Here is a 23,017-nt window from a genome sequence, read left to right as displayed (position 1 = left end):
TCGCCATGCTGATCATCTTCGCCTTCAACGTCATGTTCTGGATGTTCTTCGAACAGGCCGGCAGCTCCTTCACCTTCCTGGCCGAGAACATCGTCAACCGCCAGCTGGGTGAGTGGACCTTCCCGACCGCGTGGTTCCAGTCGGTCAACTCGGTGGCGATCATCACCCTGGCGCCGATCATCGCCTGGATCTGGGTGGCCCTGGGCCGCGCCAATCCGTCCATCCCGCGCAAGTTCGGCCTCGGCCTGCTGTTCAACGGCGCGGCCTTCGCCCTGCTGATGTTCGCCCTGTCGACCATGGTCGTGGACGGCAAGATCCCGTTCTGGACCCTGTTCATGGTCTACGTCATCCAGTCCGTCGGTGAGCTGTGCCTGTCGCCGATCGGCCTGTCGATGGTGACCAAGCTGGCCCCGGTGCGCCTGGTCGGTTTCGGCATGGGCGGCTGGTTCCTGTCCACCGGCATCGGCAACAACCTGTCGGGCATCTTCGCCGGTGCGGTCAGCGGTGAAGGTGGCATGACGGTCGAATCGGCCCTGAAGGGGTATACCTTCGGGTTCTGGGCCTTGATCGGTTCGGGTGTGGTCCTGTTCCTGGTCGCGCCGCTGATCAACAAGCTGATGCATGGCGTGAAGTAATGAGAGGGTAGTGGGCATGCGTACAACGTTCGGTGGTGCAGTGGTGGCAGTGGTGTGTGCGGCGCTGATCGGCGCCTGTTCGCAGCCTCAACCTCCCGCGGCCCCCGAGCCCACGCAGCCCCTCGATACCCGCCCCACCGAGCCACCGGTCGCTGACCCCAGCGAACCGGTGGCCTCGGGCAACACCCCGGCGGCGGCCGATATCGCCGCCATTGCCGGGCTTGGCGCGCAGTTCGACCCCGCCCGCAATCCCGTTGCCGACCTGGAAACGGCCAAGGTCGAGGCCCAGCGCGGCAACAAGCGCATCATCCTGGAAGTGGGCAACGCCGCGTGCGAGCCCTGCCATGCGCTGGATGAAGCCGTGGAAGGCAATGGCGATCTGCGCCGCTTCCGTGATGCCCACTACGTGTGGGTGAAGGTCAACGACAGCGCCGAGAACCCGAACGCGGCGTTCCTCGGCCAGTTCCCGCCGCTCGAAGGCGAGCACCCGCACCTGCTGGTGATCGATGCCGACGGCACCCTGCTGGCGCCGCAGCCCAGCGAAGCAATGCGCAAGGGCAATGCCGTGCAGACCGCACGCGTGATGGCGTTCCTCAAGCAGTGGGCGCCTGACCGGTAGCGCCCGGCGTTTCCCGCCCGCTGCCCGGCCATCCACGCGTGGCGTGGATCTACAGATCATTACCCTTCGGCCGTTAATGGCAAGGACCTCACTGCGCCACCCGGCGCGACCGGAGCGCCCATGCACAGCGACCACGCCGAACGCCTGCCCGAACCTGCCAGCCCGTTGGCCGAAGGAGAGGCGCCCGATGGCGTGAGCCTGCCTGCGCAGGAAGCCCTGCTGGAGGACGCCGGCACCGGCGAAGACACGCTGGAGTTGGCACCGCCGCGGCATCGGCTGCCGCAGATCGCCCTGCCCGACAACGTGGTGCTGAAGGGCGCGGTGCAGAAGCTGGTGGAACAGAAGGCGCGGTTGGATCGACTCGCCGCCGAGGGACAGCTGGCCGGCCTGCTGCCGCCGGAATGGCACGGCAACGGCGTGCGTGCGATCGACCTGTCCAGTTTCGTGCAGGGCGTGCTGCCGTTCCTGCAGCCCGCTGAGCGTGGTGAAACCGCACCCGCCCGCCTGCCGGTGCGCCATGTGCTGGGCGACGACAGTCGCTGGGGCCTGGCCGACGTGCCCGAACCGAAGTCACTGGCCTGGTACCTGGCCAGCGATGACCGCGCCAACGCGGGCAGCAAGGATGTCGCCGAGGCCTATCTGGTCGGCGCGCTTGGCCTGGCCTGGATGCAGGAAGGGCGCAGCCGCCCCGGCTTCCTGCGTGCGATGGACCAGGACAGCCTGGCGGCCCGGGTGACCATGCTGGGCTACCCGCCGCCGAGCGAGCTGGCGTTGTACAGCGTGACCGCACACGGCCAGCCACAGATCTGGTGTGTGCATGGCCGGCGCAGGCTGCGTCCACTGGTAGCGCCTTGGTTGAGCGTGCCGCTGCTGACCGCCTATGGCGTGCCAGCACCGGTGGCGTGGCCGGGCAGCTTCCCGCCCGTCGAGGCCGTGGCCGAGGCGATTGCCGCCGCGCGTCCGGGCAAGCTGTTGCCGGAAGTGGATCTGGGCAGAGTGGTAGCGAAGATCGCCGAAGATGCCTCGTCCGAAGCGTGGCAGCCGGTCAGCCTGCTGCAGCTCAACACCTGGTCGCCGCGCTGGCCGTTCTTCCTGGGCACCTTCGTCGGCCTGCCGTCGCTGCTGCTGGTCACTGCTGCACTGGCGTTGCCCGGGGCGGTCGAAGCGGCCACTGTTGCCGCCTCGCTGGGCTTTGCCGGTGGCGCCATCGGCGCGCTTGCGGTGCCGTGGATCCATGCGCGGCGCAAGCATCTGAGCTGATCGAGTGGGTCATCCACGCATGGCGCGGATCTACTGACCAGATGCGTGCGGGCTTCGAGTAGATCCACGCCATGCGTGGATGCTCTTCCATCCAGCACTCAGGGCTCGGCAATCACCCGCAGCGCACTGGCATAGCCCTTGGCGAGACTGGTCAGGTCAAGCAGCCGGTTCAACGACAGCAGCAGCCCCGGCTGGCAGGCCTTGAGACGCTGATGTTCGAACCACGCCTGGGTGATGGCTTCCAGTGTGGCCAACGCCTCATCGATGCGCTGCAGGTCGGCTTCGCGGTCGATGGGCTCGGTAGTGGGGGGACTGGGGCGTGTCATGGCGAAGCTCCGTGGCGAAGCCGCCGGGAAGGCGGCAGGCGATGCGTGGTTGAAAGACCGCTCAAACGCGAAAACGGTGGGCACGAGGCCCCACGCACCGCCCGCCATAGGGCAGGCCCGGCTGCAGAATGCCGCCACCGCAAGATGGGCACCATTGGTGCAGCGTCGTTGCGCGTTTGAGTAACGGGCTTTCAACCCCGGCAGCGGTGCTCCGCTGTGTGCCTACCCTCAGGCCGATGGAACCGGCTGTCCAATAGGCAATGCCACTTGATGCGCGAATGGCGATACGCCAGCTCCGCCGATCAGGACTCTATCGGCCCCATTCCGAAATATCAGGCGGTAAACGCGACATGGCGAGTCGAACCCGGCCGAAAGACCGTTCGTCGGCGGGCAATGACCAACGCGCGCGTTGGGCGTCATCAATGGCCTGCGTCTGATCCCTCACCGCGCAGCCCGCGACATCATCCACATCCACGCCTGGCGTGGATCCATGTGTCGACCAAGGTCGACACCTACCAAGAGCGGCGGCGGGGGGGCGCCGCCCCGGGGTCAGACCCCTTCGCCCATCCGCTCCAGGCCATCGCCGGCCAGGCGCAGGATCAGCTTCTCCAGCATCTGCTCCTCTTCTTCGCTGAGCACCGACATCAGCTTGCGGGTGATCTCGATCACCATCGGCGCGATCGTCTCGTATACCTCGAACCCCGCCGCCGACAGCGCCAACACCGAACGGCGGCGGTCATCGCCATGCGTCTCACGCTTGATGAAACCGCGCTCCAGCAGGCGGGCCACCGCGCGGCTGACCGCCACCTTGTCCATCGCCGTGCGGTCGGAGACCTCGCTGGCCGACGACCCGGGGTACAGCGCCAGGATGGTGATCACCCGCCACTCCGGAATGGCCAGGCCATAGCGGTCGCCGTACAGCTTGGCGATGTTGCCGCTGACCCGGTTGGACAGCACGCTCAGCCGGTACGGCAGGAACTGTTCCAGGTCGAGCAGGACGTGGGAAGCACGCAGGCGGGTGGAAACGGGATCGGCGGGGCTCATGTTGCGGTGCACCTTGCTGGTGGTTTCAAGTGTAACTATAAGTATTGGGTCCGTACCCTGCATTCTCGCCGGGTCCAACCCCGCCCGCACCTGGTTTGTGCCGATGCGGCACCGATTCGGAGCCACGCCATGAATACCGCAGTCCCGTCCGCCTCGCATCCCAACCCCGGCATGCAGGTCACCACCTTCGAAAACCCGATGGGCATCGACGGCTTCGAGTTCGTCGAATTCGCCGCACCGGCCGGCCGTGGTGCCGAGCTGCACGAGTACTTCCGCAAGATGGGCTTCAGCGCGGTGCTCAAGCACAAGCAGCGTCCGATTACCGTCTATCGCCAGGGCGACGTCAACTTCCTGGTCAATGAAGACCCCGATTCGTTCGCCGCCGACTTCGCCGAAAAGCACGGCCCGTGCGCCTGCGGCTTCGCCATCCGCTTCAAGAAGCCGGGTGCGGAGGTCTACCAGACCGCGCTGGGCAACGGCGCTGAAGCCATCGCCTTCAAGCCGGAGAGCAAGGCGGTCAACGCCCCGGTCATCAAGGGCATCGGCGACTGCATGCTGTACCTGGTGGACCGCTACGGCGATGCCGGCAGCATCTTCGATGGCGACTACGAGCTGATCGCCGGCGCCGAGTTGCGCCCGAAGGGCTTCGGCCTGACCTTCATCGACCACCTGACCCACAACCTGTACTTCGGCAACATGCAGCAGTGGTCGGACTACTACGAGCGCCTGTTCAACTTCCGCGAGATCCGCTACTTCGACATCAAGGGCCTGAAGACCGGCCTGGTGTCCAAGGCGATGACCGCGCCGGACGGCATCGTGCGCATTCCGCTGAACGAATCGTCCGACCCGAAGAGCCAGATCAACGAGTATCTGGACGCGTACAAGGGCGAGGGCATCCAGCACATCGCCTGCTTCACCGAGAACATCTATGAAACGGTCGAAGCCATGCGTGCGCAGGGCGTGGATTTCCTCGACACGCCGGAGACCTACTTCGATGTGATCGACCAGCGCGTGCCGAACCACGGTGAGGATGTCGCCCGCCTGGCGAAGAACAAGATCCTGATCGACGCCGACCCGGAAACCCACCAGCGCAAGCTGCTGCAGATCTTCACCCAGAACTGTATCGGCCCGATCTTCTTCGAGATCATCCAGCGCAAGGGCAACGAAGGCTTCGGCGAAGGCAACTTCACCGCGCTGTTCGAGAGCATCGAACGCGACCAGATCCGCCGCGGCGTGCTGTAAGGTCTGCAGGCAATGCCGGCCACTGGCCGGCAAACCCTGTCCGAATGGTAGTGCCGGCCGCTGGCCGGCAACCTCTGGAGTTTCCATGTCTCCTTCCATCACCGCCCGCGGCTACCAGTCCGGTTTCGGCAACGAGTTCGCCAGCGAGGCCGTGCCCGGTGCGCTGCCCGTCGGCCAGAACTCGCCGCAGAAGGTGGCCCATGGCCTGTATGCCGAGCAGCTGACCGGTACCGCATTCACCGCACCGCGCGGCAGCAATCGCCGCAGCTGGCTGTACCGGATCCGCCCGGCGGTCACCCACGGCGAGTTCACTCCCTTCGCGCAATCACAGCTGCAGTGCGATTTCAGTGCGCAGCCGGCTTCGCCGAACCAGCTGCGCTGGAGCCCGCTGCCGCTGCCGGAGCTGCCCACCGATTTCGTCGAAGGCCTGTACACGATGGGCGGCAACGGCTCGCCCGACGCGCATGCCGGTGTCGGCATCCATCTGTACGCAGCCAACCGTGACATGGTCGGCCGCTACTTCTACGACGCCGACGGCGAACTGCTGATCGTGCCGCAGCTGGGCAGCCTGCGCCTGCTGACCGAGCTGGGCGTGATCGAGATCGAACCGCAGCAGATCGCGGTGATTCCGCGCGGCGTGCGCTTCCGCGTCGAGCTGCCGGATGGCCCGAGCCGCGGCTACATCTGCGAGAACTTCGGCACACTGCTGAAGCTGCCCGACCTGGGCCCGATCGGTTCCAACGGCCTGGCCAATCCGCGCGATTTCGAGACCCCGCATGCCGCGTTCGAAGACGTCGACGGCGATTTCGAACTGATTGCCAAGTTCGACGGCCGCCTGTGGCGTGCGCCGATCAATCATTCGCCGCTGGACGTGGTCGCCTGGCACGGCAACTACGCGCCGTACCGCTATGATCTGCGCCGCTTCAACACCATCGGCTCGATCAGCCACGACCACCCGGATCCGTCGATCTTCCTGGTGCTGCACTCGCCCAGCGACACCCCGGGCACCAGCAACATGGACTTTGCGATCTTCCCGCCGCGCTGGCTGGTGGCGCAGAACACGTTCCGTCCGCCGTGGTTCCACCGCAACATCGCCAGCGAGTTCATGGGCCTGGTGCATGGTGCCTACGACGCCAAGGCCGAAGGCTTCGTGCCGGGCGGTGCGTCGCTGCACAACTGCATGAGCGGCCACGGTCCGGATGCCCCGACCTTCGACAAGGCCTCCAATGCGGACCTGTCCAAACCGGATGTGATCAAGGACACCATGGCCTTCATGTTCGAGACCCGTGGGGTGATCCGCCCGACCGCGCAGGCGCTGGCAGCAAGCCACCGGCAGGGCGATTACCAGCAGTGCTGGAACGGCCTGCGCAACAATTTCCGTTGATCGTCCGCATCCACGCATGGCGTGGATCTACTGCACCACGCACACGGATGGATCCGCGCCATGTGCGGGTGCGCTATCGCGCTTCCCAGTAGATCCACGCCATGCGTGGATGCTGTTCACCGGTTCAGGCAATGGCCGCGAACGCGCTGCAATGCTCCACCGGCAGCGCCTCCATCAGCCGCTGCCGCACGCGCTGGCAGTACCCTTCCGAGGTCAGCGCCGGCAGCACCTGCAGCGCCGATTGCATCACCCGCAGCACCTCGCCTTCGGCACGCGCCTGCTGCAGGTCGCGGAACAGCGCCGCTGCGTTGGGATGCCGCTGCATCTCCAGGATTCCCAGCACATAGATGCGCGCGGCTACCAGCGAGCGGCGGCGCTCGACCGGCGCCGCAGAAGCGGCAGTGACTGACGGCGCCAGCGGAGCCGGCATCGCAACCGGCGCAGGCGGCGTGGAGGCGGGTACGTCCGCAGCGGTCACCAGGTAGCCGCCCTGGATCATCTGGATCACCATCGCTGCCGCGTCCTGCCCAAGCAGTGCGGTCAGCTCGGCGATGCTGCGCTGGCCATCACACAGGATCAGCAGCCGTCGCTGGCGCATGTCCAGCGGTGCGCGGTGGGCCTGCAGCGCGGTTCGGGCGAGGTCGGTCTTGCGCGGTTGCATGGGGAGGACAGCCAAGTCGGTGCTCGCCCAGCCTGAATGAGGGCGATGAAACCGCGATGACAATGCAGCGCCTGCACGCCGGCTGCGGTAGCGTGCACCCACCCTGTGCCAAGGATCCGCACCGATGAAGCATCTCCCGATGGCCGGCCTGCTGCTGTTGTCGTTGGCCGCCTGCAACCGTAGTCCCGACACCGCCGCACCGGCAGCGCCGCCCGCCGCCACCGCACCGGCGAAGGATGCCTCCGTCCCCGCCGACGCCGATCTGGCCACCGCTTCGCCGGTGGATCCGCGCAGCGACAGCCCGGCACGCCTGGATGGCTTCGGCGGCGCCACGCTGGGCGCGGGCATCGCCGAGGTCCGCAGTGGCTTCGGCACCCCCTTGCAGGGTCTGGGTACCGATGCCGCTGGCAAGCCGCTGCCTGCCGACGATGCCAATGAAGGCTGCTACTTCCTGCGCCCGCAGGGGGCCGAAGACCCGCGTCTGATGTTCGAGGCGCGCAAGCTGGTCCGCTACGACGTTCGCAGCCAGGCGATCGTCGCGCCCGGCGGCGGCCGGGTCGGCATGACCCTGGGTGAGCTGCAGGTGCTCTATCCCGAGCGCGCCGACGTCGGCCCGGACAAGTACGACGACAAGGCCCAGCACCTGCGCGTGCGCCCGGCGCAGGAGGGAGCGGCGATCATCGACTTTGCACTCGGCGCTGACGGCAAGGTCGGCGCCTGGCGGGTCGGCAGGACCCCGCAGGTGGACTACGCCGAAGGCTGCGGCTGATCGGCCATCCTCGGCTCACCCGCCGTGGGTGGGCCGAGCGTAGAATCGCGCCACGACCGCTGGGGAGCGCCCGATGATCGCTATTGCCATTGCCTGGTTCCTGCTCGGCCTGCTATTGCTGGCCCTGGGTGGGGACTCCATCGTCAAAGCCGTGTCCGGCCTGGCGCAGCGTTTCGGCGCCAGTGCATTCACCGCAGGCCTGCTGTTGCTGGGCATCACCACCTCGCTTCCGGAGCTGGCGGTCAACGCCCGCGCGCTGGTGGTGGGCCAGCCGGAGCTGGCCTTGGGCAATGCCGTCGGCAGCAGCGTGGTCAACCTCGGCCTGACCCTGGCGGTGGCCGCGATGGTGGCGCCGTTGCTGCTGCGCGCGCGCCTGCAGGCCGTGCTGTGGTGGGGGCTGCTGGCCGCGGGCCTGCTGCTGATCGTGTTCGGACTCGATGGCCGGCTGCTGCGCTGGGAGGCCGGCGTGCTGGTGGCAGGGTTCGTGGTGGTGCAGTTCCTGCTGTTGCGACGCGGGCGCCATGAGAGCGCCGAGGTACAGGCGATCATTGCCGAGTCGGCCCTGAGCCGCACCAGCCTGCCGTTGAACGTGCTGCGCCTGCTGGTTGCCGCACTGGCGTTGTATTGGGGCGCGCGCCTGGTGGTCGGTGCCGCCGCTGATTTCGGCGCCGCGCTGGGCTGGACGCCGCTGCTGGTGGGTCTGCTGCCGGTGGCGATCGGCACTGCGTTGCCGGAGGTGGCGGCCGCGGTCGCGGCAGCACGCCGTGGTCACGGCGACATGGTGCTGGGCCACGTGCTCGGCTCCAGCGTGGTCAACCTGATGCTGGTGATCGGTGCGATGGGGCTGCTGCAGCCGCTGGCATTGCCGGCCTCGTTCGTGCGCCTGGAACTGCCGGCGCTGCTGGCCTTCGCACTGGTGCTGTACCCGATGTTGCGCGGCGACCTGCGCATCAGCCGCATCGAAGGTGCGGTACTGCTGGGCGCGTTCGTGGCCTGGCTGGGGCTGGAAATCGCGCTGGTCACACCGGTCTGAGGTAGTGCCGGCCGCTGGCCGGCAACCTCGGCGAACTCGCAGCCAGGCATGGCCTGGCTCTACTGGCGGTTATCCGGGGTCGTGCCGACCAACGGTCGGCACCCACCGTCAACGCGCGGTGGTTTCCTCTTCCCGCTCCGGTTCCGGCGGCGGCAGCTGCTCGTCTTCGGCACGCTCGTTGCCCGGCAGGCTGGGGCGCGTTTCCATCAGCAGCGACAGTGCGGCCTTGGCCATCAGGTGCGCGCTGATCGGTGCGGTGATGAACAGGAACACGGTGATCAGCAGCTCGCGCGGCTGCGGGTCCTGGCCCAGGAAGATGTGGTAGCACACCGAGCACACCAGCACGCAGCCCACGCCCAGCGTGCTGGCCTTGGTCGGCGCGTGCAGGCGCTTGAAGAAGGTGGACAGCTTCACCAGGCCCAGTGCGCCGACCAGGATGAAGAAGCAACCGAACAGAAGCAGGATCGACAGCGCGATCTGGATGAAGGTGATCATTCGACGATGTCCCGGCGCAGCACGAACTTGCTCAGCACCACGGTGCTGCCGAAGCCGAGCATGGCGATGATCAGTGCCGCCTCGAAGTAGATCGCCGAATTGAGGTACATGCCGAACAGCATCAGCTCGGCGATGGCGGTCACCGACAGCGTATCCAGTGCAAGGATGCGGTCGGGCACGGTCGGCCCGCGCAGCAGGCGCCAGGTGGCCAGCAGCATGGCCAGGCCGACCACGTGCATGCACACCACCAGGGTGGTCTGGATGATCTGGAATCCAGTCATGGGAAGATCTCCATCAACGGGGCTTCATAACGGCGCTTGATCGTGTCGATCAGCTCCTGCGGGTCTTCCAGGTGCAGCACGTGCACCAGCAGGAATTTGCGGTCGTCGCTGAGGGCGGCCGACACCGTGCCGGGGGTCAGGGTGATCATGCTGGTCAGCGCGGCGATGCCGTGGATGTTGGCGATGTCCAGCGGCAGCCAGATGAAACCGGGGTGGATGTTCTTTTCCGGGCCCAGTACCTGGATGGCCACGCGGATGTTGGACATCAGGATGTCCCACAGGGTCACGAACAGCAGCTTCGGCAGCGGCCGCAGGGTGCCGATGCGGGCGAACTCGCGGTCCAGGCGCGCAGCGAACAGCGGAATCACCACCCCCAGCAGCACGCCCAGCAGGAACTGGCCGAGCGTGAAGCTGTCGGACATCAACAGCCAGAACACCACCACCATCACGCTCAGCGCGGGCGAAGGCAGCAGGCGGCGGATCGGGGAACGCTTGGCGGTCATGGCTGGCGGATCTCCGGCGTGGTCGCGCGCAACTGCTGCACGTAGTCGCCCGGCTGCAGCAGCTGGGTGGCGATGGCGTCGGTGTGCTGCATCAGCGGGGCAGCGAACAATGTCATGCCGATGCCGTAGGCCAGCAGGATGCAGGCGGCAAACAGCTCCACACGACGCAGCGGCGCCTTGCGCGGTGGCGGTGCATCGGGATCGGGCAGCGGCACGCGCCAGAACAGGCGGATGCCGCCGCGGGTCAGGCCCATGATGACCAGCAGGCTGCTGACCAGCACCGCGGTCCACACCGCGCCGGTGTACTGGGCGGGCATGCCGGCCAACAGCGCGGCCTTTGCCAGGAAGCCGGACAGCGGCGGCAGGCCGGCCACCGACACCGCCGCAATCAGGAACAGCACGGCAGGGGTCTCCTTGCCGGGCATCGGTGCGATCACTTCCTTGCGGTCGCTGGCGCCGCCACGGCGGCGTCGGATCAGGTCGGCGACCAGGAACAGTGCGGCGGCGACGAAGCTGCTGTGCGGCAGGTAGTACAGGCCGGCCGACAGCACCTCAGGCGTACCCACCGAGAAGGCGATGAACAACGTGGCCGCCGAGACGATCACCAGGTACGAAATCAGCACGCGCAGGCGCGCGGCGGCCAACGCGCCCAGGCCGCCCAGCACCAGCGTCGCTACGCCGGCCCACAGCAGCCAGTCGCGGCCATAGCCGGCCATCGCCCCCGCATCCTCGCCGAACCACAACATCTGGATGCGCAGCACGGCATACAGGCCCACCTTGGTCATGATCGCAAACAGTGCCGCCACCGCAGCCGGTGCACGCGCATACGATTCGGGCAGCCACAGGTACAGCGGCATCAGCGCGGCCTTGGCACAGAACACCAGCAGCAACAGGCCCATCGTCGCCTTCACCAGGGTCAGCTGCGCAGGCGGCACTTCGGCGATGCGCTGCGACAGCTCGGCCATGTTCAATGAACCCAGCGAGGCGTACAGCAGGCCCAGTGCGATCAGGAACAGGGTCGAGGCGGTGACGTTGAACACCACGTAGTGCAGGCCGATGCGCATGCGCAGGCCACGGCCGCCACTGAGCAGCAGGCCGTAAGAGGCGATCAGCATCACCTCGAAGAACACGAACAGGTTGAAGATGTCGCCGGTCAGGAAGGCGCCGTTGAGGCCGACCAGCTGGAACTGGAACAGCGCATGGAAGTGCGGTGCGCGCCGGTCCCAACCGGAACACGCATGCAGCAGGCAGGGGATGGCCAGCAGCAGGGTGGTCAGCAGCATCCACGCCGACAGCCGGTCGGCCACCAGTGCGATGCCCAGGCGTGACGGCCAGTCACCCAGCAGGTACACGCGGATGTCGCCGCCTGCGGTGTCGGCGAACAACAGGCCGACCACCACCGCCAGCGCGCCCAGCGCGGTCCACGCCACGGCGCGCTGCACCTTCGGCCCATAGCGGCGGTGTTCAACGAACAGCGACAGCGCAGCGCCGAGCAGCGGTACCAGGATCGGCAGGATCACCAGATGATTCATGCGCGGTCCTCGCCCCGGCGCGGCGGTGCATCGTCGTCCGGCTCGTGCGCGTCCACGTGGTCACTGTGGTTGTCGCTGCGGCTGCGCATGGCCAGCACGATGCTGACGGCGGTCATCGCAAAGGCAATGACGATGGCGGTCAGCACCAGCGCCTGTGGCAGCGGATCGGTGTAGTTGCCCAGGTGGCTCTCCACGCCTTCCTGCAGCACCGGCGCCTTGCCCTGCACCACGCGGCCGCCGGCAAAGATCAGCAGGTTGGTGGCGTAGGACAGGAAGGTCATGCCGAGGATCACATCGAAGCTGCGCGCGCGCAGCAGCAGGTAGATGCCGATGGCGGTCAGCACGCCGATTGCAGAGGCCAGGGCCAGTTCCATCAGTGCATCTCCCCGGTACGTGCCGAGCGGCGTTGCAGGTCGATCTCGCCCTTGCGCGCGGTGCGCGTCCGCGAGGGTTTGACGGTGGCCATCATCGACAGCATCAGCATCGCGCCACCGAACACCACCAGGTACACGCCGATATCAAAACCAATCGCGCTGGCCAGCGGTACATCGCCGATCAACGGCAGGTGCAGGTCCAGGTGGCCGCTGGTCAGGAACGGCACGCCGAACAGCATCGACGCGGCGCCACTGAGGATGGCGATCAGCAGGCCGGTACCGATGCAGCGGATGTAGTCGAAGCCGAAGCGTGACTCCACCGAGGCGGTGCCCTGGATCACGTACTGGATCAGCAGCGGCACCGCCAGCACCAGGCCGGCGATGAAGCCGCCGCCCGGCGCGTTGTGGCCGCGCAGGAACAGGAAGATGGAGACCGTCAGGGTCAGCGGGAACATGATCTGGGCCAGATCGGCCGGCACCGGCAGCTTGATCGGCGGACCGGGCATGATCTGCTCCGGCGCCATCCGCGTGCGACGCAGCAGCGCATGCACGACCAGTGCGGCAATGCCGAACACGGTGATCTCGCCGAAGGTATCGAAGCCGCGGAAGTCGACCAGGATCACGTTGACCACGTTCTGGCCGTATGCCTCGGGCAGGGCGCGGGCAAGCAGCTCGCCGGCCATGGTGTTCGGCGGCAGGGTCATCGCGCTGTAGGCCAGCGCGCCCAGGCCGGCACCGGCCACGATCGCGATCAGCGCATCACGGCGCTTGCGCCAGCGCGGCCGCTCCGGACCGGACTGTGCCGGCAGGTAGTTCATGCCCAGCAGCATCAGCACCAGGGTCACCATCTCCACCAGCAGCTGGGTCAGCGCCAGGTCCGGTGCGGACAGGAACACGAAGGTCAGCGCCACCATCAGGCCGACGCCGCCGACCAGCAGCACGGCCAGCAGGCGCTGCTTGTACATGCGCAGGGTCGCCACCGCGCAGGACATCATCACCAGCCACAACGCCCAGCCCAGCAGCGGTATCGGCTGCGGTCTGGTCCATTCCGGCGAGGCCGGGTTGGCGATGTAGGGCGCGGCGGCGACCACGATAGCCACCAGCACCAGGCCCAGCAGCATGCGCTGCAGGCTGCCGTTGGCGATGCCGGCGGTCAACCGCTGCGCACTGGCCGACAGCAGGTCCAGCTGGTGGTGAAAGACGTTGCGTCCCGGCGTGGTGTTGGTTACCGCGTGCAGATCGATCAGCTTGCGCAGGCCGAAGTAGAGGGCCACGCCACCGACCACGCCAGCGGCGCTCATCGCCAGCGGCAGGTTGAAGCCATGCCAGATCGACAGGTTGTACTCGGGCATCGCGCTGCCGAGGATCGAGGCGGCTGCCGCGTGCAATACCGGGGCCACGGTCACGGCCGGGGCGATACCCACCGCCACGCAGATCACCACCAGGATTTCCACCGGTACCTTCATCCAGCGCGGCGGCTCGTGCGGCACGCGGTCCAGGCCATGCGGGCCCTTGCCGAAGAACGTGTCGTGCACGAAGCGCAGGCTGTAGGCCACGCCGAACACACCGGCCAGCAGCGCGGCGATCGACACCGCCGTGCGCATGGTGTCGGTGCCGCCCGCCGAGAGCGCTTCGGCGAACAGCATTTCCTTGGACAGGAAGCCATTGAGCAGCGGGATGCCGGCCATCGCCAGCGAGGCGATGATCGCCAGCGCGCTGGTGAACGGCATCAGCCTGCGCAGGCCACCCAGCTTGCGCATGTCACGGGTGCCGGTCTCGTGGTCGATGATGCCGGCGGCCATGAACAGCGAGGCCTTGAAGGTGGCGTGGTTGATGATGTGGAACACGCCGGCGACAACCGCCATCGGCGTGGACAGGCCGAACAGCAGGGTGATCAGGCCCAGGTGCGAGATCGTCGAATAGGCCAGCAGGCCCTTCAGGTCATGCTGGAAGATCGCGTTCCAGGCACCGATCAGCAGGGTGATCGCACCGATGCCGCTGACCGTGTAGAAGAACAGATCGCTGCCGGCCAATGCCGGGTGCAGGCGCGCCAGCAGGAACACACCGGCCTTCACCATGGTGGCCGAGTGCAGGTAGGCCGACACCGGGGTAGGCGCGGCCATCGCGTGCGGCAGCCAGAAGTGGAACGGGAACTGCGCGCTCTTGGTGAAGATGCCCGCCAGCACCAGGAACAGGGCATAGGGGTACAGCGCGCTGGCGCGGATCTGCTCGCCGGCGGCCAGCACCACGTCCAGGTCGAAGCTGCCGACGATGCGGCCGATCAGCAGCACGCCGGCCAGCAGCGCCAGGCCGCCGCCACCGGTGATCACCAGCGCCATCCGCGCGCCCTCGCGCGCGTCCTGGCGGTGCGACCAGAAACCGATCAGCAGGAACGAGCTGATGCTGGTCATTTCCCAGAAAACCATCAGCAGCAACAGGTTGCCAGACAGCACCATGCCCAGCATGGCGCCCATGAACAGCAACAGGTAGGTATAGAAGCGGTGCGCGTTGTCCTGGCTGCTGAGGTAGTAGCGCGCATACAGCACCACCAGTGCGCCGATGCCCAGCACCAGTCCGGCGAACATCCAGGCCAGCCCATCCAGGCGCAGGGTGAAGTCCAGGCCGATCTGCGGCAGCCACGGCACCATCGTGCGCACCACCTGGCCATCGAGCACCGATGGGGTCAGCCAGGCGAGGATCGCCAGCCCGCCCAACGGCGCCAGCGCCGCCAGCCAGGCAGCAGTCGAGCGCGAACTACGGGGGAAGGCTGCGACAGCCACTGCCATCAGGAACGGCAGGGCCAGCAGCAGGGGCAGGCTGGGGAGCATGCAGGGAATCCATGATTCACGAGCAGGTCAGGGAGCATAACAGGCTGCCAAATGTCGCCGAAACCCATTGAACAGCGATCAATTGCATGTAACGTGCGCTGATTCATTTTTTCTGCGGTGCAGCATGCCGCGCGGATGACCCATCAGGACCCGGTTGGCAGGTCCACCCTACGCCCACGCAGGGACAGCGCAGCCCCTGTCGCACAGGGACCGCCGCCGCCGGGCGGGACAAGGAGAGGAGGTCACCGTGGCAGGCTGGCAGGCGCGCCGTGCAGTGTGGGTGACGGCACCTGCCCGTTCAGGAAACAAAGGCGTCGACGCGGCGACGCAGGTCAGTAGCGCCAGTCGAGCTTGCGATAGGCCTTGGCCATCACCCACGCCGGGCCGATCAGCAGGTAGGTCAGGTCGGTCAGGAAGCTGGGCTTGCGGCCTTCGAACTTGTGGCCGATGAACTGCGCGATCCAGGCGACGACGAATACGCCGATGGCCAGCGAGCGCAGGTTGTGCAGGCCGATTTCCGCTTCCAGCAGCCGGCACAGGCAGCCGAACACGAAGAACTGGATGAGCATGCCGATGCCCAGCGGACGCGACAGCTTGTTGTAGAAGCACCACGCGCTGAACATCGCAAACGCCGACCAGATGCCGTACTGGAACCAGGTGATCAGCGGCGGCACGCACCACAGCAGGGCCACCACCGACCACAGGATCGCCGGCACCGCCACCACGTGGATGCGCTGGTTGATGACGTTGCGATGGTCGTCGGAATAGCTGGCGAAGTAGCGGTCGATCGGCCGCGCAAGCTGGGTGGTGGTCTGCATGCTGCGTCGCTTCCTCGGACAACGTCGGACAACGGTAGTGCCGGCCGCTGGCCGGCAACCCAGCATAGCCGAGTTCGCGAGGTTGCCGGCCAGCGGCCGGCACTACCGCATTCAGAACGCCCCCGGCCAGACCGGCCGGGGGCGCAGGGGAATCAGTCGACGCTGATCCCGGCCAAGCGCTGCAGCGCCTCGGCGTACTTGGCGCGGGTGCGCTCGATGATCTCGGCCGGGATGCTCGGGCCCGGGGCGGTCTTGCCCCAGTCCAGCGTCTCCAGGTAGTCACGCACGAACTGCTTGTCGTAGCTCGGCGGGCTGGTGCCCACTTCGTACTCGTCGGCAGGCCAGTAGCGCGAGGAATCCGGCGTCAGCATCTCGTCCATGATGTACAGGCGACCGTCGGCGTCGGTGCCGAACTCGAACTTGGTGTCGGCCAGGATGATGCCGCGCTCGCGTGCGTAATCGGCCGCGAACTTGTAGATGCGCAGCGTCGCGTCGCGCACCCGCTCGGCCATTTCCGCACCGACCGTCTTCACCATCGCGTCGAAGTCGATGTTCTCGTCATGGTCACCAACGGCGGCCTTGGTCGAGGGGGTGAAGATCGGCTCGGGCAGCTGCTCGGCCTGGCGCAGGCCGTCGGGCAGCTCGATGCCGCTGACCTTGCCGGTGCGCTGGTAGTCCTTCCAGCCGCTGCCGATCAGGTAGCCACGGGCAATCGCTTCCACCGGTACCGGCTTCAGCTTGCGGGTGACCACCGCGCGCTTGGCGTACAGGGCCGCGTCCACGCCCTCGGGCAGCACGCTGGCCACATCGATGCCGGTCAGGTGGTTGGGCATCAGGTGCGCGGTCTTGGCGAACCAGAAGTTGGACACCTGGCAGAGCATCTCGCCCTTGCCCGGGATCGGGTCGGGCAGGACCACGTCGAACGCCGACAGGCGATCGGTGGCGACCATCAAGAGGTAGTCCCCCGGTGGGGTACCGGCCGGCAGCCGCTCGCGCGGGATATCGAACACATCACGCACCTTGCCGCGGTGGCGCAAGGGCAGGCCGGGGAGATCGGATTGCAACAGCGTGGTTGGCACGGGCACTCCTGGGGCTTCGTCGATACGGCTGCCCAACGGACCCGGCGGGCCCGCAACTGGTCAGCGGGCGGCCTAGTGTAAAGCGGTCCGGGCCCGCTGTGACGTAAAATGAGCGTCCATTTCGTCGGCCGACCCCGGAGCGCCATGCGCTGGTACGGAAAACTGCTCGGATTCATCGCCGGCGCCCTGCTGTTCCGGCCCAATCCGCTGTTCGGCGCGGTGGTCGGCCTGTTGCTGGGGCATGCCTTCGACAGCGACTGGTTCCGCCTGAACAAGGAGAACCCGTACCGCGAGCTGGGGCTGACCTCCGAGGCCACGGATGCCGAGGTTGAGCGCGCCTACCGCAAGCTGATCTCCCAGTACCACCCCGACAAGCTGGGCGGCGCTGCCCCCGAGCTGCAGCAGCAGGCCGAGCAGAAGTCGCGGCGCATCAACGCCGCCTACGACCGCATCAAGACCCTGCGCAAGCGCTGACCCCATTGCCCCGCCTGCGGGCGGGAGACCCCTTTCCCCGTTCCGAAGGCCCCGGCCATGTCCAACTGCCTCATCGCTCCTTCCATCCTCTCGGCCAACTTCGCCCGCCTGGGCGAGGAAGTCGACAACGTCCTGGCCGCGGGTGCCGACTGGGTCCATTTCGATGTGATGGACAACCACTACGTGCCCAACCTGACCATCGGCCCGATGGTCTGCCAAGCCCTGCGCAAGCACGGCGTCACCGCGCCGATCGACGTGCACCTGATGGTCGAGCCGGTGGACCGCATCATCCCGGACTTCGCCGAGGCCGGTGCTACCTACATCAGCTTCCACCCGGAAGCCTCGCGCCACGTCCATCGCACCATCCAGCTGATCCGCTCGCTGGGCTGCAAGCCGGGCATCGTGCTCAACCCGGCCACCCCGGTGGACATCCTCGACTGGGTGCTGGACGACCTCGACCTGGTGCTGCTGATGTCGGTCAACCCGGGCTTCGGCGGCCAGGCCTTCATTCCGTCGGCCTTGGACAAGCTGCGCGTGGTGCGCCAGAAGATCGATGCCAGCGGCCGTGACATCCGCCTGGAGATCGACGGTGGCGTGAAGGCCGACAACATCGGCGAGATCGCCGCCGCTGGCGCCGACACGTTCGTCGCCGGCTCGGCCATCTTCAACGCCAAGACCAGCTACCAGGACGTGATCGCGCAGATGCGCGCCAACGTCGCTGCAGCGCGGGGCTGAGCCATGAGCACGGTGGCCGTGTTGAACATCCGTCCGGCCACCGTCGCCGATGCTGGCCTGATCCTTCGGTTCATCCGCGAACTGGCGATCTACGAGAAGGCCGAGCAGTCGGTGCAGACCGATGAGATCGGCATCGCCGAAAGCCTGTTCGGCGCCGACGCCACCGCCCGCGCGCTGGTCTGCGAGGCGAACGGCGAAGCCATCGGCTACGCGGTGTATTTCTACAACTATTCCACCTGGCTGGGGCGCAAGGGCATCTACCTGGAAGACCTGTACGTGAGCCCGGAAAAACGTGGCTCCGGCGCGGGAAAAGCGCTGCTGAAGTACATCGCCCGCCAGGCGGTAGCTGAAGGTTGTGGTCGCTTCGAGTGGTCGGTGCTGGACTGGAACACGCCGGCCATCGAGTTCTACACCGCAGCCGGCGCCAGACCGCAGGACGAGTGGACGGTGTACCGGTTGGAAGGTGAGGCGCTGAAAGCATTCGCCGGGTAGGCCGTATCCTGGTGACTGGTGTGCCGATGAAATACGCCATTGCCGCACTCCGACAGCGGCTGCCGGCTTCGATTGCTGTCTGCAGGCAGGCGCTGGAGGCTGCCGGCGGTGACCTGTCACAGGCGCACGCCTTGGTGGTTGATCAGCTCGTGGCCGATTACGGGCACCGCACAGGGTTGGGTGCCGCCGAGGCCGCCATCGAGCTGCAGGCCGCTGGCCATGACGTGGAACGCGCCATGATGCTTTGGCGTCGCCGCCACCCATCGCCGCCGCCGCGGCCATTTTCGGCGCTTGAAAAGGGATGGGCGCTGGCAGCGGAGCTGGCTTCGGTGGGCGCCGGGTTGCGCTGCTTCGCCCATGTCATTCCTGGCGAACAAGACACCTACGAGCTGCGCTTGATCACCCATGCCGCACGCTTCACCGAGACCGCCTATGGCTTCGACTACGACTACGCCATGCAGGACGCGCAGACGCGGGTGGAACGCAGGTTCGTGACCGGAATTCCGGCGCTCGACCTTCTGTTGCAGGAGTACGCAATTGATGAAGCGATGTTGTGCAGCATCGATGCCTTCGACAGCTGCCTCCTGCACGGTCCCATCGAGGCTTACCTGTGAACCGGCCTCTACACCCGCGCGATGGGTAAAAAAAGCCACGCCAAACACTGGCGTGGCCTTGCTGCATGCGTGGGAGGCTGATCCTGCCTCCATCCGTCGTCCCTGCTATGGCCTTCCATTCTCCGGGTGGCCGATGACACCTGCATGACATGCTGCGCGGGCGAGCCCAGCGCCCTGACCTGAACGGTGGCCTCTTCCTTTCACTGGCCCCGAACGCGCGGTTGCTAGCCTGTGCCGCCCTTCCCTGGAAGCACCGCATGAGCACACCGCGCTGGCGCCTGATCCTCAACGGCAAGTCCGCAGGCAACGATGACCTGCGCGAGGCCGTGGGCCACTGGCGCGAACGCGGCGTGCAGCTGGAAGTGCGGGTGACCTGGGAAGATGGTGATGCCGAGCGCTATGTCGCCGAGGCCATCGACCACGGCGTGGACGTGATCGTGGCGGCCGGTGGCGACGGAACGCTGAGCGCGGTCGCCGAGACGCTGGCGCATCGCGACGAGCCGGCTGAGGCGCTGCCTTCGCTGGCGCTGGTGCCGATGGGCACCGCCAACGATTTCGCCACCGCTGCTGGCATTCCGGTGGAGCCGCAGGAGGCCTTCGCGCTGATTGCCGGCGGCCACCCACGCCCGATGGATCTGCTGCGCGTCGATGCCGACGGCAAGCCATGGTGGTGCGCCAACCTCGCCAGCGGTGGCTTCGGCACCCAGGTCACGGTGGAAACCGATGCGGGGTTGAAGAAGATGCTCGGCGGCCTGGCCTATGTCATCACCGGCATCGCCAAGCTCGGCCGCATCGAACCGATCACCGCACGCCTGAGCGGGCCGGACTTCCAGTGGGAAGGCGGGTTCATCGCACTGGGCATCGGCAACGGCCGTCAGGCCGGTGGCGGCCAGCAGCTGTGCCCGCAGGCACTGATCGATGACGGCCTGCTGGACGTCACCGTGGTGCCGGAACTGGAGGGTGAAGTCGCAGCCACCCTTGGACAGATGCTGACCGGCGGCAAGGAGGCGGCGCTTGAACGTGTCGCCACGCGCGCGCAGCTGCCGTGGCTGCAGATCGACGCAACGCAACCGTTGACGTTGAACCTGGACGGCGAACCGGTGCAGGCACGCCTCTTCCGCATCGAATGCGTGGCGGGCAGGGTTCGCATGCATCTGCCGGATGACTGCGTGCTGCTTTCCGGCAGCTGAGACAGGAATCAGAGCAGCGGAATGTCTTCTTCCTTTGTGGGGAAGCCGAAGGCTTCACGCTTGTCGCGGATGCCTTTTGGCATCGGGGGACGAGGGATGCCCCGGGCGACAAGCCACTGCTGGCACTTCTTCTGCCATGGCAGAAGATCGGGTGTAGTGATGCCCCAGAAGATGTGCTCGGCGATCAGCATTCTGTCGGGAGCGCCGATGGATGATTTCAGCATCACCGTAGGGTCGGCCCCGTGCTCCAGCAGCCAATAGGCATGCTCGAATCCACCCCGGGTGGTGTACCAGCTGAGGACTGTGTCGGCGGTGCCGCGATTGGATTCATTGATGTTCGCTCCATTCTCAATCAGAAGTTTCACGTTCTCCCACTGATTGCCTGCGATGAAGGCTTGAAACAGCAACGTTTCGCCTGCCGAATTCCGCGTGTTGGGATCGCCGCCGTACTTGAGCAGCAACTGCAGGTAGCGCGCGTCGTCCAGCTTTGCGGCGTAGACCATGGCGTTGTTGTAGCCAAGTCTGCGGCCATCCACGACCTTGTAAGCGCGGGCATTTGGATCTGCCCCGTTTTCAAGAAGTGCGCGGAGGCCGTCCAGACTGCCTGTGCGTAGAGGCCAGGCGACCATGGGAATCCCGTCTTCACGCGAGAACGTCTTGTCCGGATCGACACCCTCTTCACCGATGAGGCGGCGAATGGCCTTTGAATCGCCGCTTTCCGTGGCGATGGCAAGCTGCAGAGCCCTCCCTTCAAAGTAGTTGTCTGCTCCATGACTCGATGATGCCGCGCAGCCGCTGATCAACAAAAGTGTGAGACAAGCCGCGGAGATGAGGGCTTTCTGCACACATTTGTGAAAGTGAATGGGCATTATCATCCTGATGATTGGGCTGAAACGTGACATTAGCAAAAAGTTCTGATAATCGATAAGCATCGCGTGCCCAAGCCCGTGCCCGGCGCAATGGAGTTTGCCATGAATGGAACCGACATCGAGGCGCGTGCGCGCGCCCTCCAGCAGCAGAATCTTCTCGTTCAACAGCTGCGGGAAAGCGGCAATGACAGGGAAGCTGATCGTCTTCAGGAGACCTATCACGCGCGTGAAATGTCTGGTCTCGCAGCTGATGTCTATCAATCAGCCAAGCACGAAGGTGCGCCTCCCGTGGGATGGACGCGCGGCAGCTCCGATCCGGATGCACTGCGCGCTGCAGGCATCAACATGTCTGACGAAGAGTTGCGTGAGCTTCTGCAACCGCCGCAGTCTGGATTCCGTGCGGAAATATATGTTCCCGACAAAGCGCTTTTCGGTGCAGACGCAAAGCCGGTGGTGGTCTACAAAGGCTCTACCGGTAAGATCGCCGATCCTCTTGCACCGAATGGATGGCGTGAGTCGGGCGGCGAGGATTTTCTGAACAATGGGCAGCAAGGCATTGGGATGCGAAGCGACTACTACGATCGCGCCATGTCACTTGCCACGCAGCTGAATGATCGCATTGGCAATAACTTCGAAATCGCCGGTCACTCCCTCGGTGGCGGCATGGCTTCCGCCGCGTCGGCCGTCACCGGCGCACGGGCTACCACCTTCAATGCGGCAGGCCTGCATCCGGAAACGGCGGCTCGTTTCGCGAAGGAAAATGGTCTGCCCACCTTCAACCCGCAACAAAGCGTGCACACCTACCAGACCACCGGCGAGGTGCTGAATGACGTGCAGAACGGCATGCAGCGCCTGAGCGAGCAGCAGCGTCGCGGCTATGGCGTGCTTGCCAATGAAATGGGCATGTTGCTGAAGGAGCCCGCCATGCAGAAGCTGGTGGGCGACAAACTGCGCGAGATGATGCCACCGGGTGCGCAGACGTCCGCAGCGCAGTTCATCGAACAACTGGCGACCCAGCCGGGGCAGGAAGCCCTGCGCAATATCCCGGTTGCCGCTGGCCGTGCCGAACTGCTGCTCGAGGCCAAGGCACGCGACGCACAGGGCAATATCGTCAATCGTTCGCAGGTAGCGGCGCCAAGCCAGGTTGCAGAGCTGGCTGGACCGCTGTCCACGGTGCTGCACGCCACTGGTTACGGCATGCGCGGTGGGCGTGTGATCGGTGAGCAGGTTGAACGCGCGGGTGCGACTGGCGCGCATGTGCTGGACAGGGTCGGCGATGGCGCAGAGCAGATCCTCAGGACCCAGGGCATGGCCATTGGCCAGGTCGTGAACATGGGATCGACCACGCTCCAAGTGGGTACCCGGGCGACCACCACCGTGATCGCCTCCGGGCGCGAGCTGACCGGAGGCATAGAGGCAACCCTGCACCGCGCGCAGTCGCAGGCCAGTTCCCATGGCATGTCCGCACTGTCGTGGGTAGCCGGTCGGATTGGTTTGGATGACGCGTCCGACAGGTTGGCCAAAGAGGCCGAAAGGGCACGTACTACGGGCGAGCAGCGTGCGGTGCTCGCATCGCGGCAAGCACATGCGGATGCCGAGGGGACGCGTGCCTTTGGCGAGCGGACGGCCACGGCCATCGGCAATGACGGGCAGTGGGTGGCCGGCAAGCTGCAGAACGGTTTTGCCACCGCCGGCGCCCATGTGGACCGCGGCTATGACCTGGTGGCATCGAAGGTAAAGGGCGTTACCGCCCAAGCGCC

Annotated in this window: 25 protein-coding genes; 13 read left to right on the top strand and 12 right to left on the bottom strand. The window is 66.3% G+C overall.

The genetic code is table 11. From position 1 onward, the window contains the following. The 3 genes from AB4Y84_RS00730 to AB4Y84_RS00720 form a co-directional block, all read left to right on the top strand. Window positions 1-635: oligopeptide:H+ symporter (locus tag AB4Y84_RS00730; protein WP_442249661.1), on the top strand; the 635-nt coding region annotated here is incomplete at its 5' end. A 16-nt stretch (window positions 636-651) separates the two neighbouring features. After that, window positions 652-1,254 (top strand): thioredoxin family protein, encoded by a 603-nt coding sequence (locus AB4Y84_RS00725; protein WP_033832411.1) that lies wholly within the window; start codon window positions 652-654, stop codon window positions 1,252-1,254. Between the two features lie 120 nt (window positions 1,255-1,374). Beyond that, entirely contained in the window at window positions 1,375-2,514 is a 1,140-nt protein-coding gene (locus AB4Y84_RS00720; RefSeq protein WP_442244462.1) for a hypothetical protein, read from the top strand. A gap of 98 nt (window positions 2,515-2,612) precedes the next feature. On the opposite strand, the gene AB4Y84_RS00715 is transcribed toward AB4Y84_RS00720, so the two are convergent. Together AB4Y84_RS00715 and AB4Y84_RS00710 are read right to left on the bottom strand one after the other, a co-directional pair. Further along, a complete protein-coding gene (locus tag AB4Y84_RS00715) occupies window positions 2,613-2,840 on the bottom strand; it encodes a hypothetical protein (protein ID WP_312108293.1) in 228 nt (75 codons plus the stop codon). Between the two features lie 549 nt (window positions 2,841-3,389). After that, entirely contained in the window at window positions 3,390-3,884 is a 495-nt protein-coding gene (locus AB4Y84_RS00710; protein WP_223496937.1) for a MarR family winged helix-turn-helix transcriptional regulator, read from the bottom strand. Window positions 3,885-4,013: 129 nt separating this feature from the next. Between AB4Y84_RS00710 and hppD the strand changes: the two genes are divergently transcribed. Beyond that, window positions 4,014-5,126, top strand: coding sequence for a 4-hydroxyphenylpyruvate dioxygenase (hppD, locus tag AB4Y84_RS00705; RefSeq protein ID WP_170919610.1), 1,113 nt, complete (start codon window positions 4,014-4,016; stop codon window positions 5,124-5,126). Window positions 5,127-5,211: 85 nt separating this feature from the next. Beyond that, window positions 5,212-6,510 carry a homogentisate 1,2-dioxygenase gene (gene hmgA, locus AB4Y84_RS00700; RefSeq protein ID WP_394197536.1) on the top strand — a complete coding sequence of 433 codons (1,299 nt, stop codon included), beginning with the start codon at window positions 5,212-5,214 and terminating at the stop codon, window positions 6,508-6,510. Window positions 6,511-6,634: 124 nt separating this feature from the next. On the opposite strand, the gene AB4Y84_RS00695 is transcribed toward hmgA, so the two are convergent. Beyond that, window positions 6,635-7,171: a hypothetical protein gene (locus AB4Y84_RS00695; RefSeq protein WP_442244463.1), complete on the bottom strand. Its 537-nt coding sequence runs from the start codon at window positions 7,169-7,171 to the stop codon at window positions 6,635-6,637. 124 nt (window positions 7,172-7,295) lie between these two features. Between AB4Y84_RS00695 and AB4Y84_RS00690 the strand changes: the two genes are divergently transcribed. After that, window positions 7,296-7,940, top strand: a complete 645-nt coding sequence (locus AB4Y84_RS00690; RefSeq protein ID WP_223496932.1) for a hypothetical protein — start codon at window positions 7,296-7,298, stop codon at window positions 7,938-7,940. A 73-nt stretch (window positions 7,941-8,013) separates the two neighbouring features. After that, window positions 8,014-8,973, top strand: a complete 960-nt coding sequence (locus AB4Y84_RS00685; RefSeq protein WP_394123073.1) for a sodium:calcium antiporter — start codon at window positions 8,014-8,016, stop codon at window positions 8,971-8,973. Window positions 8,974-9,081: 108 nt separating this feature from the next. Here the strand turns inward: AB4Y84_RS00685 and AB4Y84_RS00680 are convergent, their stop codons facing one another. From AB4Y84_RS00680 to AB4Y84_RS00645, 8 genes are all read right to left on the bottom strand, one after another. Continuing rightward, window positions 9,082-9,468, bottom strand: coding sequence for a Na+/H+ antiporter subunit G (locus tag AB4Y84_RS00680; RefSeq protein WP_025874597.1), 387 nt, complete (start codon window positions 9,466-9,468; stop codon window positions 9,082-9,084). Continuing rightward, the gene (locus tag AB4Y84_RS00675) at window positions 9,465-9,749 is read right to left on the bottom strand and encodes a K+/H+ antiporter subunit F (RefSeq protein ID WP_025874598.1); all 285 of its coding nucleotides are present in this window, start codon (window positions 9,747-9,749) and stop codon (window positions 9,465-9,467) included. The genes AB4Y84_RS00680 and AB4Y84_RS00675 overlap by 4 nt, the downstream gene beginning before the upstream one ends. Continuing rightward, complete coding sequence (locus AB4Y84_RS00670; RefSeq protein ID WP_134833195.1) at window positions 9,746-10,252, bottom strand: Na+/H+ antiporter subunit E; 507 nt, start codon at window positions 10,250-10,252, stop codon at window positions 9,746-9,748. Before AB4Y84_RS00670 ends, AB4Y84_RS00675 begins: the two co-directional genes overlap by 4 nt. Continuing rightward, on the bottom strand, window positions 10,249-11,784 hold the full coding sequence (locus AB4Y84_RS00665) for a monovalent cation/H+ antiporter subunit D (RefSeq protein ID WP_025874600.1): 1,536 nt from the start codon (window positions 11,782-11,784) through the stop codon (window positions 10,249-10,251). The genes AB4Y84_RS00670 and AB4Y84_RS00665 overlap by 4 nt, the downstream gene beginning before the upstream one ends. After that, window positions 11,781-12,158, bottom strand: coding sequence for a Na+/H+ antiporter subunit C (locus tag AB4Y84_RS00660; RefSeq protein WP_025874601.1), 378 nt, complete (start codon window positions 12,156-12,158; stop codon window positions 11,781-11,783). The genes AB4Y84_RS00665 and AB4Y84_RS00660 overlap by 4 nt, the downstream gene beginning before the upstream one ends. Next, entirely contained in the window at window positions 12,158-14,986 is a 2,829-nt protein-coding gene (locus tag AB4Y84_RS00655) for a monovalent cation/H+ antiporter subunit A (protein ID WP_442244464.1), read from the bottom strand. Before AB4Y84_RS00655 ends, AB4Y84_RS00660 begins: the two co-directional genes overlap by 1 nt. Before the next feature lie 332 nt (window positions 14,987-15,318). Then, entirely contained in the window at window positions 15,319-15,804 is a 486-nt protein-coding gene (locus tag AB4Y84_RS00650) for an Mpo1 family 2-hydroxy fatty acid dioxygenase (protein ID WP_442244465.1), read from the bottom strand. A 152-nt stretch (window positions 15,805-15,956) separates the two neighbouring features. Beyond that, window positions 15,957-16,883: a phosphoribosylaminoimidazolesuccinocarboxamide synthase gene (locus AB4Y84_RS00645; protein WP_312107755.1), complete on the bottom strand. Its 927-nt coding sequence runs from the start codon at window positions 16,881-16,883 to the stop codon at window positions 15,957-15,959. A gap of 144 nt (window positions 16,884-17,027) precedes the next feature. Between AB4Y84_RS00645 and AB4Y84_RS00640 the strand changes: the two genes are divergently transcribed. The 5 genes from AB4Y84_RS00640 to yegS all read left to right on the top strand — a co-directional run bounded on the left by AB4Y84_RS00640 (window position 17,028) and on the right by yegS (window position 20,388). Further along, a complete protein-coding gene (locus AB4Y84_RS00640; RefSeq protein ID WP_025874605.1) occupies window positions 17,028-17,357 on the top strand; it encodes a J domain-containing protein in 330 nt (109 codons plus the stop codon). Window positions 17,358-17,414: 57 nt separating this feature from the next. Then, window positions 17,415-18,092 carry a ribulose-phosphate 3-epimerase gene (gene rpe / locus AB4Y84_RS00635; RefSeq protein ID WP_046983681.1) on the top strand — a complete coding sequence of 226 codons (678 nt, stop codon included), beginning with the start codon at window positions 17,415-17,417 and terminating at the stop codon, window positions 18,090-18,092. 12 nt (window positions 18,093-18,104) lie between these two features. Further along, on the top strand, window positions 18,105-18,584 hold the full coding sequence (locus AB4Y84_RS00630) for a GNAT family N-acetyltransferase (protein ID WP_223497320.1): 480 nt from the start codon (window positions 18,105-18,107) through the stop codon (window positions 18,582-18,584). Between the two features lie 26 nt (window positions 18,585-18,610). Then, window positions 18,611-19,198: a hypothetical protein gene (locus AB4Y84_RS00625; RefSeq protein WP_442244466.1), complete on the top strand. Its 588-nt coding sequence runs from the start codon at window positions 18,611-18,613 to the stop codon at window positions 19,196-19,198. 257 nt (window positions 19,199-19,455) lie between these two features. Beyond that, window positions 19,456-20,388: a lipid kinase YegS gene (gene yegS, locus AB4Y84_RS00620; RefSeq protein ID WP_442244467.1), complete on the top strand. Its 933-nt coding sequence runs from the start codon at window positions 19,456-19,458 to the stop codon at window positions 20,386-20,388. Between the two features lie 8 nt (window positions 20,389-20,396). On the opposite strand, the gene AB4Y84_RS00615 is transcribed toward yegS, so the two are convergent. After that, on the bottom strand, window positions 20,397-21,422 hold the full coding sequence (locus AB4Y84_RS00615) for an ankyrin repeat domain-containing protein (RefSeq protein WP_442244468.1): 1,026 nt from the start codon (window positions 21,420-21,422) through the stop codon (window positions 20,397-20,399). On the opposite strand from AB4Y84_RS00615, the gene AB4Y84_RS00610 reads away from it, so the two are divergent. Beyond that, the coding region (locus tag AB4Y84_RS00610; RefSeq protein ID WP_442249660.1) for an XVIPCD domain-containing protein at window positions 21,360-23,017 on the top strand (1,658 nt) is incomplete at its 3' end. The two genes, AB4Y84_RS00615 and AB4Y84_RS00610, sit on opposite strands and share 63 nt — an antisense overlap.

It is taken from the genome of Stenotrophomonas sp. 2YAF22, assembly GCF_052114665.1.
Taxonomy (GTDB): Bacteria; Pseudomonadota; Gammaproteobacteria; order Xanthomonadales; family Xanthomonadaceae; genus Stenotrophomonas; species Stenotrophomonas indicatrix.
This window is presented reverse-complemented; position numbering and strand designations above follow the sequence as displayed.

What these genes read in the sequence shown, in the direction of transcription:
- AB4Y84_RS00660 (WP_025874601.1), bottom strand. Translation starts at nt 12,158, where the DNA reads ATGGAACTGGCCCTGGCCTCTGCAATCGGCGTGCTGACCGCCATCGGC.
- rpe (WP_046983681.1), top strand. Translation starts at nt 17,415, where the DNA reads ATGTCCAACTGCCTCATCGCTCCTTCCATCCTCTCGGCCAACTTCGCC.
- AB4Y84_RS00710 (WP_223496937.1), bottom strand. Translation starts at nt 3,884, where the DNA reads ATGAGCCCCGCCGATCCCGTTTCCACCCGCCTGCGTGCTTCCCACGTC.
- AB4Y84_RS00720 (WP_442244462.1), top strand. Translation starts at nt 1,375, where the DNA reads ATGCACAGCGACCACGCCGAACGCCTGCCCGAACCTGCCAGCCCGTTG.
- AB4Y84_RS00655 (WP_442244464.1), bottom strand. Translation starts at nt 14,986, where the DNA reads ATGCTCCCCAGCCTGCCCCTGCTGCTGGCCCTGCCGTTCCTGATGGCA.
- AB4Y84_RS00675 (WP_025874598.1), bottom strand. Translation starts at nt 9,749, where the DNA reads ATGACTGGATTCCAGATCATCCAGACCACCCTGGTGGTGTGCATGCAC.
- AB4Y84_RS00670 (WP_134833195.1), bottom strand. Translation starts at nt 10,252, where the DNA reads ATGACCGCCAAGCGTTCCCCGATCCGCCGCCTGCTGCCTTCGCCCGCG.
- AB4Y84_RS00725 (WP_033832411.1), top strand. Translation starts at nt 652, where the DNA reads ATGCGTACAACGTTCGGTGGTGCAGTGGTGGCAGTGGTGTGTGCGGCG.
- hmgA (WP_394197536.1), top strand. Translation starts at nt 5,212, where the DNA reads ATGTCTCCTTCCATCACCGCCCGCGGCTACCAGTCCGGTTTCGGCAAC.
- AB4Y84_RS00650 (WP_442244465.1), bottom strand. Translation starts at nt 15,804, where the DNA reads ATGCAGACCACCACCCAGCTTGCGCGGCCGATCGACCGCTACTTCGCC.
- AB4Y84_RS00640 (WP_025874605.1), top strand. Translation starts at nt 17,028, where the DNA reads ATGCGCTGGTACGGAAAACTGCTCGGATTCATCGCCGGCGCCCTGCTG.
- AB4Y84_RS00715 (WP_312108293.1), bottom strand. Translation starts at nt 2,840, where the DNA reads ATGACACGCCCCAGTCCCCCCACTACCGAGCCCATCGACCGCGAAGCC.
- AB4Y84_RS00695 (WP_442244463.1), bottom strand. Translation starts at nt 7,171, where the DNA reads ATGCAACCGCGCAAGACCGACCTCGCCCGAACCGCGCTGCAGGCCCAC.
- AB4Y84_RS00665 (WP_025874600.1), bottom strand. Translation starts at nt 11,784, where the DNA reads ATGAATCATCTGGTGATCCTGCCGATCCTGGTACCGCTGCTCGGCGCT.
- AB4Y84_RS00625 (WP_442244466.1), top strand. Translation starts at nt 18,611, where the DNA reads ATGAAATACGCCATTGCCGCACTCCGACAGCGGCTGCCGGCTTCGATT.
- AB4Y84_RS00690 (WP_223496932.1), top strand. Translation starts at nt 7,296, where the DNA reads ATGAAGCATCTCCCGATGGCCGGCCTGCTGCTGTTGTCGTTGGCCGCC.
- hppD (WP_170919610.1), top strand. Translation starts at nt 4,014, where the DNA reads ATGAATACCGCAGTCCCGTCCGCCTCGCATCCCAACCCCGGCATGCAG.
- AB4Y84_RS00680 (WP_025874597.1), bottom strand. Translation starts at nt 9,468, where the DNA reads ATGATCACCTTCATCCAGATCGCGCTGTCGATCCTGCTTCTGTTCGGT.
- AB4Y84_RS00685 (WP_394123073.1), top strand. Translation starts at nt 8,014, where the DNA reads ATGATCGCTATTGCCATTGCCTGGTTCCTGCTCGGCCTGCTATTGCTG.
- yegS (WP_442244467.1), top strand. Translation starts at nt 19,456, where the DNA reads ATGAGCACACCGCGCTGGCGCCTGATCCTCAACGGCAAGTCCGCAGGC.